The sequence below is a fragment of the Stenotrophomonas sp. NPDC077461 genome, assembly GCF_049545475.1.
Taxonomy (GTDB): domain Bacteria; phylum Pseudomonadota; class Gammaproteobacteria; order Xanthomonadales; family Xanthomonadaceae; genus Stenotrophomonas; species Stenotrophomonas nematodicola.
The window spans coordinates 769,892-785,164 of record NZ_JBMWDO010000001.1 but is presented as its reverse complement, the minus strand read 5'-3'; the positions used below and the strand labels follow the sequence as shown (position 1 = coordinate 785,164).

11 protein-coding genes are annotated in these 15,273 nt (G+C 66.7%); 5 read left to right on the top strand and 6 right to left on the bottom strand.

Features of this window, described 5'->3' with window-relative positions:
- The first annotated feature begins 36 nt into the window (after window positions 1-36).
- The gene (locus ACPEH8_RS03780; protein WP_051008625.1) at window positions 37-1,305 is read left to right on the top strand and encodes a hypothetical protein; all 1,269 of its coding nucleotides are present in this window, start codon (window positions 37-39) and stop codon (window positions 1,303-1,305) included.
- Window positions 1,306-1,399: 94 nt separating this feature from the next.
- Here ACPEH8_RS03780 and acnB read toward each other — a convergent pair whose 3' ends face one another.
- From acnB to ACPEH8_RS03765, 3 genes are read right to left on the bottom strand one after another with little or no spacing between them, the layout of a single operon-like run.
- Entirely contained in the window at window positions 1,400-3,985 is a 2,586-nt protein-coding gene (acnB, locus tag ACPEH8_RS03775) for a bifunctional aconitate hydratase 2/2-methylisocitrate dehydratase (protein ID WP_136004031.1), read from the bottom strand.
- Between the two features lie 60 nt (window positions 3,986-4,045).
- On the bottom strand, window positions 4,046-4,444 hold the full coding sequence (locus ACPEH8_RS03770; RefSeq protein WP_136004029.1) for a type II toxin-antitoxin system VapC family toxin: 399 nt from the start codon (window positions 4,442-4,444) through the stop codon (window positions 4,046-4,048).
- Window positions 4,445-4,451: 7 nt separating this feature from the next.
- Window positions 4,452-4,676 carry an AbrB/MazE/SpoVT family DNA-binding domain-containing protein gene (locus ACPEH8_RS03765; protein WP_017356396.1) on the bottom strand — a complete coding sequence of 75 codons (225 nt, stop codon included), beginning with the start codon at window positions 4,674-4,676 and terminating at the stop codon, window positions 4,452-4,454.
- A gap of 287 nt (window positions 4,677-4,963) precedes the next feature.
- Between ACPEH8_RS03765 and acnA the strand changes: the two genes are divergently transcribed.
- The gene (gene acnA, locus ACPEH8_RS03760; RefSeq protein ID WP_423666075.1) at window positions 4,964-7,717 is read left to right on the top strand and encodes an aconitate hydratase AcnA; all 2,754 of its coding nucleotides are present in this window, start codon (window positions 4,964-4,966) and stop codon (window positions 7,715-7,717) included.
- 86 nt (window positions 7,718-7,803) lie between these two features.
- Here the strand turns inward: acnA and ACPEH8_RS03755 are convergent, their stop codons facing one another.
- Complete coding sequence (locus ACPEH8_RS03755) at window positions 7,804-8,283, bottom strand: hypothetical protein (RefSeq protein ID WP_051008626.1); 480 nt, start codon at window positions 8,281-8,283, stop codon at window positions 7,804-7,806.
- Between the two features lie 227 nt (window positions 8,284-8,510).
- Between ACPEH8_RS03755 and ACPEH8_RS03750 the strand changes: the two genes are divergently transcribed.
- From ACPEH8_RS03750 to ACPEH8_RS03740, 3 genes are all read left to right on the top strand, one after another.
- A complete protein-coding gene (locus tag ACPEH8_RS03750) occupies window positions 8,511-10,187 on the top strand; it encodes a long-chain fatty acid--CoA ligase (RefSeq protein WP_017356399.1) in 1,677 nt (558 codons plus the stop codon).
- A gap of 161 nt (window positions 10,188-10,348) precedes the next feature.
- On the top strand, window positions 10,349-11,218 hold the full coding sequence (locus tag ACPEH8_RS03745) for a crotonase/enoyl-CoA hydratase family protein (protein WP_423666073.1): 870 nt from the start codon (window positions 10,349-10,351) through the stop codon (window positions 11,216-11,218).
- 146 nt (window positions 11,219-11,364) lie between these two features.
- A complete protein-coding gene (locus ACPEH8_RS03740) occupies window positions 11,365-11,880 on the top strand; it encodes a hypothetical protein (protein WP_312710687.1) in 516 nt (171 codons plus the stop codon).
- A 4-nt stretch (window positions 11,881-11,884) separates the two neighbouring features.
- Here ACPEH8_RS03740 and ACPEH8_RS03735 read toward each other — a convergent pair whose 3' ends face one another.
- Together ACPEH8_RS03735 and ACPEH8_RS03730 are read right to left on the bottom strand one after the other, a co-directional pair.
- Window positions 11,885-14,056, bottom strand: coding sequence for an ATP-binding protein (locus ACPEH8_RS03735; RefSeq protein ID WP_017356402.1), 2,172 nt, complete (start codon window positions 14,054-14,056; stop codon window positions 11,885-11,887).
- Between the two features lies 1 nt (window position 14,057).
- Window positions 14,058-15,197: a response regulator gene (locus ACPEH8_RS03730; RefSeq protein WP_017356403.1), complete on the bottom strand. Its 1,140-nt coding sequence runs from the start codon at window positions 15,195-15,197 to the stop codon at window positions 14,058-14,060.
- Between the last annotated feature and the right edge of the window lie 76 nt (window positions 15,198-15,273).

The following is a 15,273-nucleotide window of genomic DNA, read 5'->3' as shown; positions in this document are numbered from 1 at the left end:
GCCGGTGTAGACTGCGGAAACTGAAGGAGCAAGACCATGCATGGACCCTGCCATATCCTGGGTGGGCTGCTACTGGGCGGCCTGTTGATGACAGGCCCTGCCGGCGCACAGGGAAAGGCCCCCGCTGCCGACGCGCGCGTGCGCATCTTCGGCCAGAATGGCCAGGCCATCACGATGTACACCAACGCGGCCTGCCGGGAGGTCTACGACAACCGGGTGGATATCGCCCGGTCGACCCATCTGGTCCTCAACACGATGATGAGCGGTGCGCCGGCAAACGTGTCGCTCGGCATGCCGCAGACCGATGCCGTGCGCAACATGAAGAGCGTCATGTTCTCCCGGCCCAGCTACGAGGAGTACAGCGTTGCCAGTGGCCAGCCGCTGATCTTCGACGCGCGGGTCGCCAACACCAACGACTACCGCTGTTCAGGCCCGCTGACGCTGCAGTTCACACCCGAGCCGGGCAACGATTACGAGATCCAGATGACCACCGCCGACCGGATCTGCCGGTTCGGAGTGAGGCGCGTGGCTGCCGACGGCAGCGTGCAGCCGGAAGCCTTCACATTGCCGCCGGAACGCTGTGAAGCACCCGCACCCGCCCAGGCCGTCGTGGCGGCGCCCGCCGCCGTGGACGAGATCCCTGCCGAAACGGTGTCCCCTGCGCCGGCCGGCGGCCCGCTGCGGGACTGGACGCGGACCGTGGAGGTGGTGGCGGGCCTGGACCCCAGCCAGGAAGGCGGCGACGAAGGCGCCCTCCCGCTGCGCCTGGTGACGCGAGGCAGGATCGCCGGCGCACAGGTGGGCGCACTGGCGCTTGCGTACTTTGGAAACGGAAAGCTGCAGCGGTTCGCCAAGACCACGCCGCGCGGCAGCCGTATCGACACCCTGCCAAGCCCGGCGCTCTCGGACATGCCGGGGCTGCTGCGCACCCATCTTGCGCACTTCTTCCTCACCCATCCCGACGCCATCCCCGTCGAGCCCCGGACCGTCCAGAGCCTGGCGGGCGACTGGGTGCTTGCTTACGTGGAAGACTCCGGCGACACCAGTCAATACGAGCTCAGGCACACGGCCACGGTCGGATTCCGGCTCTCCGACGAGGGCGCCAGGCAGACCGCTGTCACCTGCAATGAGCGCCGCCTGGCCCCGTTGGAGGACTGGCAGGCGGATGACTACGCCAAGGTCAGGTCGGCCTCGCACGCGTTCGCCGAGCGCTGCGCGGCACGGTTTGCAACGCAGTTGCCGTCGCTGTTCCCGGCCGTCACCGCGCCCATCCTGGCGCCGCCTGCGGCGGTCGCGCCCGAGTGAGGTGACGCGGCCGCCGCGCCCGCCGGCATCGCCAACACCAAAAAACCCCCGGTTCTCACCGGGGGTTTTCGTTCAACACATCAGCCGATCAGGCTCAGGCAGCAACCGTCTTGGCCACGTCCTGGTAATCCTCGATCTGGTCGAAGTTCATGTAGCGGTAGATGTCCTTGCTGCTGGCATCCAGCACGCCGATATCGGCCATGTACTCTTCCCTGGTCGGGATGCGACCCAGACGCGAGCAGATGGCGGCCAGCTCTGCCGACCCCAGGTACACGTTGGAGTTGCGGCCCAGGCGGTTCGGGAAGTTGCGGGTCGAGGTCGAGAACACCGTCGCGCCCTCACGCACCTGCGCCTGGTTGCCCATGCACAGCGAGCAGCCCGGCATTTCCATGCGCGCGCCGGCGGTGCCGAAGGTGCCGTAGTGGCCTTCCTTGGTCAGCTCCGAGGCGTCCATCTTGGTCGGCGGAGCCACCCACAGTTTGGTCGGAATGTCGCGCTTGCCTTCCAGCAGCTTGGCGGCCGCACGGAAGTGGCCGATGTTGGTCATGCACGACCCGATGAACACTTCATCGATGGCCGCACCGGCCACGTCCGACAGCGTCTTGACGTCGTCCGGATCGTTCGGGCAGGCCACGATCGGCTCGTGGATATCGGCCAGGTCGATCTCGATGACGGCGGCGTACTCGGCGTCGGCATCCGGCTCCAGCAGCGCCGGGTTGGCCAGCCAGGCCTCCATCTTCTCGATGCGGCGCGCCAGCGAACGGGCGTCCTGGTAACCCTCGGCGATCATCCACTTCAGCAGCGTGATGTTGCTGGTGAGGTACTCGATGATCGGCTCCTTGTTCAGGCGCACCGAGCAGCCGGCGGCCGAACGTTCGGCCGACGCATCGGACAGTTCGAACGCCTGCTCGACCTTCAGGTCCGGCAGGCCTTCGATTTCCAGGATGCGGCCGGAGAAGATGTTCTTCTTGCCGGCCTTGGCGACCGTCAGCAGGCCCGACTTGATCGCGTACAGCGGAATCGCGTTGACCAGGTCGCGCAGGGTCACGCCGGGCTGCATCGTGCCCTTGAAACGCACCAGCACCGATTCGGGCATGTCCAGCGGCATGACGCCGGTGGCAGCGGCGAAGGCGACCAGACCCGAGCCGGCCGGGAACGAAATGCCCACCGGGAAACGGGTGTGCGAGTCGCCGCCGGTGCCGACGGTGTCAGGCAGCAGCATGCGGTTGAGCCAGCTGTGGATCACACCGTCGCCCGGACGCAGCGAGATGCCGCCACGGGTGGAGATGAACTCCGGCAGGGTGTGGTGGGTCTTGACGTCCACCGGCTTCGGGTAGGCGGCGGTGTGGCAGAACGACTGCATCACCAGGTCGGCCGAGAAGCCCAGGCAGGCCAGGTCCTTCAGCTCGTCGCGGGTCATCGGGCCGGTGGTGTCCTGCGAGCCCACCGAGGTCATCTTCGGTTCGCAGTAGGTGCCCGGGCGCATGCCCTTGCCTTCCGGCAGGCCACAGGCGCGGCCCACCATCTTCTGCGCCAGCGAGAAGCCCTTGCCGGTATCCGGCGGGTCCATCGGCAGACGGAACAGGTCGGTCGGGGCCAGGCCCAGCGCTTCACGCGCCTTGGCGGTCAGGCCGCGGCCGATGATCAGCGGAATGCGGCCACCGGCGCGCACTTCGTCGAACAGCACGTCGGACTTGACCTTGAACTCGGCGATGACCGCACCGTCTTTCAGTGCCTTGCCGTCGTACGGACGCAGTTCGATCACATCGCCCATGTTCATCTGCGACACGTCGAGTTCGATCGGCAGCGCGCCGGCGTCTTCCATCGTGTTGTAGAAGATCGGCGCGATCTTCGAGCCCAGGCACACGCCACCGAAGCGCTTGTTCGGAATGAACGGAATGTCTTCGCCGGTGAACCACAGCACCGAGTTGGTGGCCGACTTGCGGCTCGAACCGGTACCGACCACGTCGCCCACATAGGCGACCAGGTGGCCCTTGTCCTTCAGCGATTCGATGAACTTGACCGGGCCGCGCTTGCCGTCTTCTTCCGGCTCGATGCCATCGCGCTTGTTCTTCAGCATCGCCAGGGCATGCAGCGGGATGTCCGGGCGGGTGGTGGCGTCCGGTGCCGGCGACAGGTCGTCGGTGTTGGTTTCGCCGGTGACCTTGAGCACGGTGATGGTCAGGCTCTGCGGCACTTCCGGCCGGCTGGTGAACCATTCGGCATCGGCCCAGCTCTGCAGCACGCCCTGGGCGTTGGCATTGCCGGCCTTGGCCTTTTCCTGCACATCGTGGAAGGCATCGAACACCAGCAGGGTGTTCTTCAGCGCATCGGCGGCGATCGCGCCGACCACGGCGTCGTCGAGCAGCTGGACCAGCGGGGCGACGTTGTAACCGCCGAGCATGGTGCCCAGCAGTTCGGTGGCGCGCTCGCGGCTGATCAGCGCATTGGTTTCGCTGCCGAGGGCGATCGCGGCCAGGTACGAGGCCTTGACCTTGGCGGCATCGTCGACGCCGGCCGGCACGCGGTGGGTCAGCAGGTCGAGCAGGAACTCGGCCTCGCCCGCGGGCGGGTTCTTCAGCAGTTCAATGACGTCGGCCGTCTGCTGGGCGCTCAGCGGCAGCGGCGGGATGCCAAGCGCGGCGCGCTCGGCTACGTGGTGGCGGTAGGCTTCCAACATGACAACTCCCGGGTGATTCTTTGCAGAATGCGGTTGAATACAGCGGTGAAAAGGGCGGGCTCAGGCTTGCGGCACGATCAGCTTCAGGCCCTTGAAGTAGTCGCGGTAAAACGTGTCGTTCCAGGTGATCAACCCGTCGCACTGCAGCAGTGCGTGCGCGCCGACCATGAAGTCATCGATGCCGCGCTTGCCGGTGCCGCGCTGGCGGTGGCGGCGGTGCATTTCGCCGGCGCGCAGGGCGGACTTGGCTTCCAGCGGGCTGAAATGGATACCCATCTCCTCCAGCGCTTCCTGCACTTCGGCGCCGCCGCGCAGCGCGGCGCAGATCTCGGCCAGCACCACCCCGCAGATCACCACGCGGCCACCCACCAGGCTCTGGCGCAGGCAGGCTTCCACGGCATCGGCCTGCGGGCCGTTGCTGAGCAGTTCGATCAGGATCGGGGAATCGACGGCAATCATGCGCGGCTCATTCCTCGTCGCGGACCGCATCCACGGCGGCCTGCGCCGAGTCGAAGCCATCCAGCGCGAACTTGCCGCGGGCACGCGAGATGGCATCGTCCACGCTCTTGCGCAGGATGATGCGGCTGCCCTCCAGTTCGACCTTCAGCTGAGTGCCCTTGGTCAGACCCAGCGCATCGCGGACCGCCTTGGGCAAGGTGATCTGTCCGCGTTCTGCAACGGTGGCTTCCATCGGTACGCCCTCCAAAGTATGCACAAATTATACATACTCCAGGGGGCATACTTCCACCCTCACCCCGCTTCGTCCCGCCCCCGGGCCTTGCAGGGCATAAGGATACGCAGCGACCCATGACATCAGCGATACATATCTCCATGTAGCCTGAGACCCGATGCCGCAGGCCACGGGCCGGCTGAATCGTTCATACTCGGACGGTCACCGGGCCCACGGCCATCGGCGAACGCAAGCAGGCCTGCCTCGGGCGGGCCACTGCAAGCCATCCGCAAGAGGAGTCACCCCGCATGAGCGATTCGTTCTCCACCCGCAGTCAGCTGGATGTCGCCGGCAAGACCTACGACTACTTCAGCCTGCCCAAGCTCGGACAGCAGTTCGACATCTCCCACCTGCCCTACTCGATGAAGATCCTGCTGGAGAACCTGCTCCGGCACGAGGACGGGGGTGCGACCGTCGGCCGCGACCACATTGAAGCGGTCGCCCGCTGGAATCCGAAGGCAGAGCCGGACATCGAGATCGCCTTCATGCCCGCGCGCGTGGTCCTGCAGGACTTCACCGGCGTGCCCTGCGTGGTCGACCTGGCCGCGATGCGCGACGCCGTGGTCAAACTCGGTGGCCGCCCGGAACAGATCAACCCGCAGATCCCCTCCGAGCTGGTGATCGACCACTCGGTGCAGGTGGATGTATTCGGCACCCCGGACGCACTGGACCTCAACGGCAAGATCGAGTTCCAGCGCAACCAGGAGCGCTACGGCTTCCTGCGCTGGGGCCAGAAGGCTTTCCACAACTTCAAGGTAGTGCCGCCCAACACCGGCATCGTCCACCAGGTGAACCTGGAGAACCTGGCCCGCGTGGTCATGACCGCTGACAAGGACGGCACGGCCATCGCCTACCCGGACACCGTGTTCGGCACCGACAGCCACACCACCATGATCAACGGCATCGGCGTGCTGGGCTGGGGCGTGGGTGGCATCGAAGCGGAGGCGGCCATGCTCGGCCAGCCGTCCTCGATGCTGATCCCGCAGGTGGTCGGCTTCAAGCTGACCGGCAAACTGCCCGAAGGCGCCACCGCCACCGACCTGGTGCTGACCGTGACCCAGATGCTGCGCAAGCACGGGGTGGTCGGCAAGTTCGTCGAGTTCTTCGGCGAGGGCCTGCAGCACCTGCCGCTGGCCGACCGCGCGACGATCGGCAACATGGCCCCCGAATACGGTGCCACCTGCGGCATCTTCCCGATCGATCACGAATCGCTGAACTACCTGCGCCTGTCCGGCCGCAGCGAGGAGCAGATCGCGCTGGTCGAAGCGTATGCGAAGGCACAGGGGCTGTGGCACGACGCGCAGACCGCACACGCCAGCTACAGCGCCACGCTGGAGCTCGACATGGGCACGGTCAAGCCGTCGCTGGCCGGTCCCAAGCGCCCGCAGGACCGCGTGCTGCTGGAAGACGTCAAGCAGAACTACCGCGACAACCTCGGTGGGCTGACCACCAGCCGCGACAAGCGCAATGAGGACGTGTCCACGTTCGTCAACGAGGGCGGTGGCGCGGCAGTCGGCAACGAACAGCTGGCCAAGGGCTACGCCGATGTCGAGATGGACGGCAGCCGCTTCCGCCTGAAGGACGGCGCGGTGGTCATCGCCGCCATCACTTCCTGCACCAATACCTCCAACCCGGCGGTGATGATCGGCGCCGGCCTGCTGGCCCGCAATGCGGCGGCCAAGGGCCTGGACCGCAAGCCTTGGGTCAAGACCTCGCTCGGGCCGGGCTCGCGCGTGGTCACCGACTACCTGGAAAAGGCCGGCGTGCTGACCGAGCTGGAGAAGATCGGCTTCTACGTGGTCGGCTATGGCTGCACCACCTGCATCGGCAACTCCGGTCCGCTGCCGACCGAAGTCAGCGCCGGCATCGCCGCCGGTGACCTGGTGGTGACCTCGGTGCTGTCGGGCAACCGCAACTTCGAGGGCCGCGTGCACCCCGAAGTGAAAATGAACTACCTGGCCAGTCCGCCGCTGGTGGTGGCCTACGCGATCGCCGGCACCACCGACATCGACCTGGCCACCGAACCGCTGGGTACCGGCAGCGATGGCCAGCCGGTGTTCCTGCGCGACATCTGGCCGAGCAACAAGGAAATCGGTGACGTGATCGCCGCGACCATCGGGCCGGAGATGTTCAAGCAGAACTACGCCGATGTGTTCAAGGGCGATACCCGCTGGAACACCATCAAGTCGCCCGACGGCGACCTGTACGACTGGGACGGCAGCTCGACCTACATCAAGAACCCGCCGTACTTCGAGGGCATGACCATGCAGGTCGGCCACATCGAGGACGTGCACGGCGCGCGGGTGATGGGCCTGTTCGGCGATTCGATCACCACCGACCACATCTCCCCGGCCGGCAACATCAAGAAGGACTCGCCGGCAGGACGCTTCCTGCAGGAGCGCGGCGTGCAGCCGGCCGACTTCAACAGCTACGGCAGCCGCCGCGGCAACGATGACGTCATGGTGCGCGGCACCTTCGCCAACATCCGGATCAAGAACCTGATGTTCGGTGGCGAGGAAGGTGGCAACACCCTGTACTTCCCGGCCGATGGCGGCGAGCCGCAGAAGCTGGCGATCTACGACGCGGCGATGAAGTACAAGGCCGAGGGCGTGCCGCTGGTGGTGTTCGCCGGCAAGGAATACGGCACCGGCTCCTCGCGCGACTGGGCCGCCAAGGGCACCAACCTGCTTGGCGTCAAGGCGGTGATTGCCGAGAGCTTCGAGCGCATCCACCGCTCCAACCTGGTCGGCATGGGCGTGCTGCCGCTGCAGTTCAAGGCCGGCGAGAACGCACAGAGCCTGGGCCTGGACGGCTCGGAGACGATCGACATCACCGACCTGCAGGACGGCGCCAGCAAGACCGCCACTGTCACCGCGACCCGGGCCGACGGCACCTCCACGCGCTTCCAGGCGCACGTGATGCTGCTGACGCCCAAGGAAGTGGAGTACTTCAAGCACGGCGGGCTGCTGCAGTACGTGCTGCGCCAGTTGGCCGCCCGATAAGGCCGGCCCTGCCCTGCCGGCGCCTGCCGTCCCCGATCAGGGGGACGGCAACCGATGCCGGCGCTGCCGCGCCGGCATCCGGTCGGTCAAGGCATCACGCCGTACAGGAACCAGGGCGCACGGGTGACCTCCCCGTACAGGGTGACACTGCGCAGCCCGTCTTCCTGGCGGGTCTCGCCATCGGCCGCTGCGATGTTGCGCACGCTCACGGTCATGGTGAAGGGCGGATGCGGCACACCGCCGCTCAGGTAGCAGACCACGCCGCGGTCGCCGGTATGCACGTTCTGTTTGAAGCCCGCCGGGCAGTCCACCGCGAAGAACCGGTACCCGGTATCGTGATCGGCGCCGGGGATCGTCGCATGCACCGAGTAGGCCGAGACGCCCTCGCCCCCGGCGTGCGCCGGTACCTGGACCCGGAACTGCCCCGATTCACCGCGTGCCAGGACCGGAAAGTCCAACTGCTGCAACGGCTCCGGCGCCGCCTGCGCCTGCGCGGCGGGGGCAACGGCCAGCATCAGCGCAACCGTCCAGGCACGACACCGGCGCTTTGCATGGAACTGCGTCATGTTGAGGGTCTCCTTCGGTCCGGCGTTCGAGTCTGCACAGCGTCCAGCGGCAGCGTCTGTAGGAATACGTGCAAACGGGACCCCGAGGCCCGCGTTTCCACGCGGCGTGCACGGGCTTTTCACCAGCCCTTCGCGTTTTCCATTCGGCCCGGTATGCTGCCGGGGCATGAACTGACGGATACTCTCCGTCACCGCACCATTTCATCCACGTTTCCTGGAGGGGGAATATGAGTCTGGAACGTCCCTGGCTGCAGAGTTATCCCAAAGGCGTACCCGCCGAGATCGACGTCAACGAGTTCCATTCGGTGTCGGCGGTGTTCGACACCTCGGTGGCCAAGTTCCGTGACCGCCCCGCCTACTCCAGTTTCGGCAAGGTGCTCACCTATGGTGAAACCGACGCCCTGGTCGAGCAGTTCGCCGCCTATCTGCTGGGCGAACTGCAGCTCAAGAAGGGCGATCGCGTCGCCCTGATGATGCCCAACTGCCTGCAGTACCCGGTCGCCACCTTCGGCGTGCTGCGTGCAGGCCTGACCGTGGTCAACGTCAACCCGCTGTACACCGCGCGCGAGCTCAAGCACCAGCTGGTGGACTCCGGCGCGGCGGTCCTGGTGGTGGTGGACAACTTCGGCGACACCGTGCAGCAGGTGATTGCCGACACGCCCATCCGGCAGGTGATCACCACCGGCCTGGGCGACATGCTCGGCGCCAAGGGCGTGGTGGTGAACTTCGTCCTGAAGTACATCAAGAAGATGGTCCCCAACTACAGCCTGCGCGGCGCGATCCGCTTCAACCAGGCGCTGAAGATCGGCAGCGGTCACAGCCTGCCCAAGGTCGAGATCGACCACGACGACGTGGCGTTCCTGCAGTACACCGGCGGCACCACCGGCGTGGCCAAGGGCGCCATGCTGACCAACCGCAATCTGGTGGCCAACATGCAGCAGGCCTCGGCGTGGATCTCCGCGTCGGGCATCGAGATGGGCAAGGAGTGGATCATCACCGCCCTGCCGCTGTACCACATCTTCGCGTTGACGGCGAACGGCCTGGTCTTCATGAAGTTCGGTGGCTGCAACCACCTGATCACCAACCCGCGCGACATGAAGGGCTTCGTCAAGGAGCTGAAGTCGACCCGCTTCACCGCCATCACCGGTGTCAATACGCTGTTCAACGGCCTGCTCAACACCCCCGGCTTCGACGAGATCGACTTCTCCTCGCTGAAGGTCACCCTGGGCGGCGGCATGGCGGTGCAGCGCGCCGTGGCCGAGCGCTGGAAGAAAGTCACCGGCGTGACCCTGGTCGAGGCCTACGGCCTGACCGAAACCTCGCCGGCGGCGTGCATCAATCCGCTGGATCTGGCCGAGTACAACGGCGCCATCGGCCTGCCGATCCCGTCCACCGACGCCTGCGTGAAGGACGACAACGGCAACACCCTGCCCGCCGGCGACGTCGGCGAGCTGTGCATCAAGGGCCCGCAGGTGATGAAGGGCTACTGGCAGCGTCCGGAGGAAACCGCCAAGGCGGTCGATGCCGAGGGCTGGCTGCACACCGGCGACATGGCGCGCATGGACGAACAGGGTTTCTTCTACATCGTGGACCGCAAGAAGGACATGATCCTGGTGTCCGGCTTCAACGTGTACCCGAACGAAGTCGAGGACGTGATCGCGATGATGCCCGGCGTGCTCGAAGTGGCCGCGGTCGGCGTGCCGGATGAGAAGTCCGGCGAAGTGGTCAAGGTGGTCATCGTCAAGAAGGACCCGAACCTGACCGCCGAACAGGTCAAGGAACACGCCCGGGCCAACCTGACCGGCTACAAGCACCCCAGAATCGTCGAATTCCGAAAGGAGCTGCCGAAGACCAATGTCGGCAAGATTCTGCGCCGCGAACTGCGCGATACGCCCGCCCCGTAAGGGTTTGCGCCCATCGTGAACGGACAGGGCCTGCACCGGCGACGGGGCAGGCCTTTTTCATGGCGACCGGCCCGGGGGGTGTAGCATCGCCGCGTGTGGACCCGTCCGGCCCGCCGACCACAACATCCTCCCTGCGGGCCCGCATCGTTGAGGAAATCGCCATGAGCACCATCGAAAAGCTGCCCGTCAGCCACCGCTACGCCACCATCCGCACTGAAACCACCGGCGACGATGCCGCACATTGGCTGTTCATGCATGCTGACGCCACCAGTGGTGTCCGTCCCTGCTGCCGCAAGGACATGCTGGATGAAATGTGGAACTACATGAGCGCCATCACACGCACGCCCGCCGAGCGCAACAGCGGCAAGCTGCGTCATTTCGTGCTGGCCTCCGACGCTACGGCCTACAACCTGGGCGGCGACCTGGACCTGTTCACGCGCCTGATCCGCGAAGGCAACCGCGACCGTCTGCTCACCTACGCCCAGCGCTGTGTGGAAGGCGTGCACCACCTGCACACCGGCTTCGGCGGCGACGTGCGCTCCATCGCACTGATCCAGGGCGACGCGCTGGGGGGCGGGCTGGAGATGGCGTTGGCCTGCCACACCATCGTGGCCGAAGAAGGCAGTGGCATGGGACTGCCGGAGGTGCTGTTCGGCCTGTTCCCGGGCATGGGGGCCTACTCGTTCCTGTGCAAGCGGGTGGCACCGCAGCTCGCCGAGAAGATCATTCTGGATGGCCGGGTGTACAGCGCCGAGGAAATGCACGCGATGGGCGTGGTGGACGTGCTGGTGCACAAAGGCCAGGGCGTGAAAGCGGTCGAGGATCTGATCCGCCAGCACCAGCGCATCCCGCACTCCTATCTGGCCATGAACGCGGCACGCAACCTCGCCCAAGCCGTGCGTTACGACGAACTGCTGGAAATCACCAAGGTGTGGGTCGATTCTGCCCTGGCGCTCGGCGACAAGTCGCTGCGCACGATGGACCGCCTGATCAAAGCACAGACCCGCCGCGCCACCCTTGATGTCGCCTGAGTTCCACCCTCCCCTGCTGTTGTTCAAGCCCGGCCGCCGCCGGGCTTTTTTATGGCTGTTCTCCCGGCCCTGCCGCCGCGCCTGGGCTGGCCCGATCGGACGCACGCCTGTATGGTGCCCTCCCCCATCATCCTCAAGGACCGACGTTGATGTCTCCGCAGCGACATGATCCGGCGAGGCACAGCCTGCGCAAGCTCCTGTGCACATCCCTGCTGGTCATCGCCCCGGCTGCCGACGCGCTCGCGGCCGGCTACGTGCCCAGCGCGGTCGAGGCGTTCATTCTCGAGACCGTGCTGGCCGATGAAGCGCGCACGCTCGAACAGGGGGGACAGACAGTGCTCCTCGCGCCTGCCGACGCCTCCGCCCCGGGTGCCACGGCCGCCGCGGCGACGGTGCGGCACCAGTTCGCGGCGTTCTACCGCGGCGAACGTACGACCGCCCGTGCGATTCCCCACATGGCGGTGGTGATTGCGATGACCGCCTTGCGGCTTGAACAGCCCGGGCAGTGCCGGACGGATCATCGCACCTGCGCCGAGGCCATCCGCCGTGCAGGTCCGACCCGCGACGACACGGACGGTCTGCGGACCGTGGTGGCGCGGTTCCAGGCGGCAGGTCTGGACATGAGCGCCATTGAATCGAGCGGCGCACGGCCGACGGATTGACGGCTCAGCGCACGTCGCTGTCGTTGTCGCCTGGCCGCGCGCGCTGGCGCGCACGCGCCTCCAGCGCCTGGCGGCCTTCCTTGATGCCGCCCTGCAGCACCGACAGGCGCTGGCGCCATTCGCTCTTGAGCTGCCAGTCGGCCATCCGCATCAGGTCGCCGGCGCGGTTGGCCACGCGCACCAGGCCCAGGTTGCTGGCCACGCCTTTGATGGCATGCGCCTGCTCGCGGAAATGGACCCAGTCGGCACGCTCGCCGTCGGCGGTCGCCACCGCCACGCACTGATCGGCATCGGTCAGGCACTGGCGGATGAACTCCCGTTCGAAGCCGTCGCCCATGCCCAGCGACGCCAGCTCGTCGAGCACGCCCGGGTCGAGCACGCCATCGAGCTGGGTGGCGGTGCGCACGATCGGCGCGCTGGCCTTGAGCTGCCCGTTGGAGGCAATGTCGGCCAACGTGTCCAGCAGGCGAACGGCCACCACCGGCTTGGCCAGGAACGTGTGCGCGCCGGCCTGCGTGCAGCGCTGGATCGCCTCGGGGGTGACATCGGCACTGAGCACCAGCACCGGCGTCCGCGGCCCGCCCCCGGCCTGCATCACGCGCAGTTCCTTCAGCATGTCCAGCCCGCTCATGCCGGGCATGTGCAGGTCCACGATGGCCGCGTCGAAGTCGCTCTCGGCCATCGCATCCAGCACCGCTTCACCGCCATTGACGCACAGCACTTTGTGCCCGGCCTTCTGCAGCAGACGCTGCAGGACCATGCGGTTGGCTTCGTGGTCGTCGGCCACCAGAATCTGCATGCTGCGCACGCGGGCGCGGTGGCGCAGGAACGGGTCGGCGAAGGCGATCACATTGCCGTTGCCGTCCTGCTCGCCGTCCCCCACCAGTGCCGGGGTGACGGTCCCCAGCGGCACCCGCGGCGGCGCGAACGGCAGCTCGACCCAGAAGCGGCTGCCCTGCGGCGGATTGTCGTCGTACCCGATATCCCCGCCCATCGCTTCGGCCAGACCCTTGGCGATGGTGGTGCCAAGCCCGGTGCCCTCGTGGCGACGCGCCATGCTGACGTCGGCCTGCTCGAAGGCTTCGAACAGGCGCGGCCGCATCGCCGGCGCCACGCCGATGCCGGTATCCAGGATGTCGAAGCGCAGGCGGACGCCGCCGTGGGCGTCGGCGCTGAGCACGGCCACGCGGATCTCCACCTTGCCGTGGTCGGTGAACTTGACCGCGTTGCCGGCCAGATTGAGCAGGATCTGGCGCAGGTGGCCGACGTCGCCGCGCAGCAGCGGCGGCACGTTCTCGGCGATCCGGACGCGGTAATCCAGGCGCTTGGCCTTGGCCTGCGGCAGCAGGATCAGCCCGATCGCCTGGATCACGTCGCCGAGTGCGAAATCCTCGGCGGTCACGCGCAGCTTCCCGGCCTCGATGGCGGAGATGTCCAGCACCTCCTCCACCAGCGCCAGCAGGCTGCGCGACGAGGCCTGGATGGTGTTCACGCACTCGCGCTGCTCATCGTCCAGGCGCGTGGTGGCCAGCACCTCGGTCATGCCCGACAACCCGTTGAGCGGGGTGCGGAACTCATGGCTCATGTTCGCCAGGAACCGGCTCTTGGCCTCGCTGGCCCGACGCGCCTCGTCCATCGCGTGGGTCAACTGGCGCAGCAGGGTCGAGAAGTACAGCGGCACCGCCGCCAGACCGAGCCACAGGCCGAACGCCAGGCGCGCGTTCTGCTGCCAGTACGGGGTCGTCGCCGCGGTGCTGCCGAAGCTCACCAGCGCCATCGCAACGGCGACATACAGATAGTTGTTGCCATAGCGCATGCCGTTGCCAACGGTCACCCACATCACCACGATGTAGACCCAGGCCAGCGGTTCGCCCATCTGCACCATGCCGGCCGCGATCAGGCCGTAATCGGCCAGCATGCCGGCCACGCGGCGCGGGTCCGAGCGCCCCGGCCGTGCCAGCAGCCAGCCGAACAGCGCCAATGACAGGCCCAGACCAGTCAGGACGATGGCCAGCACGCCGTTGTACTGCGTGGGCGGCAGGTCGTTGCGCACCCCCGGCATGGCCACGTAGGTCAGGATCAGCGTGATCAGCACGATGCGGACGATGGCCTGCCCGTGCTCGGTATCCGGGCGTTGCGCCAGCCTGTGTTTCAGCCGCTGGTACAGACGCTGCATGTCACGTCCCCGGGCGCGTGGACGCCGTGGAGTGCTGGGCACAGATCGCATCGAGCTGCTCGCGCCCGCGCAGCAGCGCATCCACGCAGCGCGGGTCGAACAACCGCCCGCGCTGGGCATAGAGGTAGGCCAGGGTCGCCTCCATGCTCCATGCCTCCTTGTAGGGGCGTGGCGAGATCAGCGCGTCGAACACGTCGGCCACTGCAACGATACGTGCCTCCAACGGGATCGCATCGCCCACCAGCCCATCCGGATAGCCACTGCCGTCGTAGCGTTCATGGTGGCGCAGGGCGATCAGCGCACCCACCTGGATGAAGCGGTTCTGGCTGCCGCTGAGCAGTTCGTAACCGATGCGCGGGTGCCGGCGCATGATGACCAGCTCCTCCTCGTTGAGCTTGCCCTGCTTGAGCAGCACCGCGTCGGGGATGGCGATCTTGCCCATGTCGTGCAGCGGGGCGGCCATCTCGATCAGTTTGACCTCCTCTTCGGGAAGTCCCAGCTGTTCGGCAATCAGACCGGCCACATGGGCCATGCGTTCCAGATAGGCACTGGTGCCCGCATCACGGAACTCAATGGCGCGCGCCAGCCGCGACAGGGTCTCGCGTTCGCGCTCCTCGACCTCGTGCATGCTGGCCAGCAGCCGCTGTTCCAGCGACAGCGCGCGCTGTTTGACGTTCTCCGACTGCTGCCGCAACTGCAGCAGGTTGTAGCAGCGCGCGCGCAGTTCGCGCGGCCGGATCGGCTTGACCAGGAAATCGATGACACCCGCTTCCAGCGCCGCCTGGCGGATGGGTTCGTCGCCGACCACGGTGATCAGGATCACCGGGATGTCGCGGTGCTTGGGCAACCGGCGGAAACGACGGGCAAACTCAAGCCCGTCCATCTCCGGCATGCGGTAATCGAGCAGCAGCAGGTCAACCGGATGCGACTCGCACCACGCCAGCGCCGTCAACGGGTCGCCGAAGTCATGCACGCTCAGTTCGGGCGCGATGTCCTCGATGACATGGCGCAGCATGGTTCGCGCGGACGTTTGATCGTCTACGATGACAATATTCAAGGCTGCTTCCGCCGTCTTCCTGGACCACACTGGAACATGCAGCGAAGAGGATACCCCGCCGCTCTGCACACTGGCACCTTGCATGAGTCCCGCCTCCGGTGATGTTCGCCCAGTTCATGATCGTCGTCACAGTGTGATGCGCATGTCACGCATCGCACCG

Bases quoted from the DNA above. Each gene is read 5' to 3' on its own strand.
- ACPEH8_RS03750 (WP_017356399.1), top strand. From the start codon at position 8,511: ATGAGTCTGGAACGTCCCTGGCTGCAGAGTTATCCCAAAGGCGTACCC.
- acnB (WP_136004031.1), bottom strand. From the start codon at position 3,985: ATGTTGGAAGCCTACCGCCACCACGTAGCCGAGCGCGCCGCGCTTGGC.
- ACPEH8_RS03730 (WP_017356403.1), bottom strand. From the start codon at position 15,197: ATGCAAGGTGCCAGTGTGCAGAGCGGCGGGGTATCCTCTTCGCTGCAT.
- acnA (WP_423666075.1), top strand. From the start codon at position 4,964: ATGAGCGATTCGTTCTCCACCCGCAGTCAGCTGGATGTCGCCGGCAAG.
- ACPEH8_RS03770 (WP_136004029.1), bottom strand. From the start codon at position 4,444: ATGATTGCCGTCGATTCCCCGATCCTGATCGAACTGCTCAGCAACGGC.
- ACPEH8_RS03780 (WP_051008625.1), top strand. From the start codon at position 37: ATGCATGGACCCTGCCATATCCTGGGTGGGCTGCTACTGGGCGGCCTG.
- ACPEH8_RS03735 (WP_017356402.1), bottom strand. From the start codon at position 14,056: ATGCAGCGTCTGTACCAGCGGCTGAAACACAGGCTGGCGCAACGCCCG.
- ACPEH8_RS03755 (WP_051008626.1), bottom strand. From the start codon at position 8,283: ATGACGCAGTTCCATGCAAAGCGCCGGTGTCGTGCCTGGACGGTTGCG.
- ACPEH8_RS03745 (WP_423666073.1), top strand. From the start codon at position 10,349: ATGAGCACCATCGAAAAGCTGCCCGTCAGCCACCGCTACGCCACCATC.
- ACPEH8_RS03765 (WP_017356396.1), bottom strand. From the start codon at position 4,676: ATGGAAGCCACCGTTGCAGAACGCGGACAGATCACCTTGCCCAAGGCG.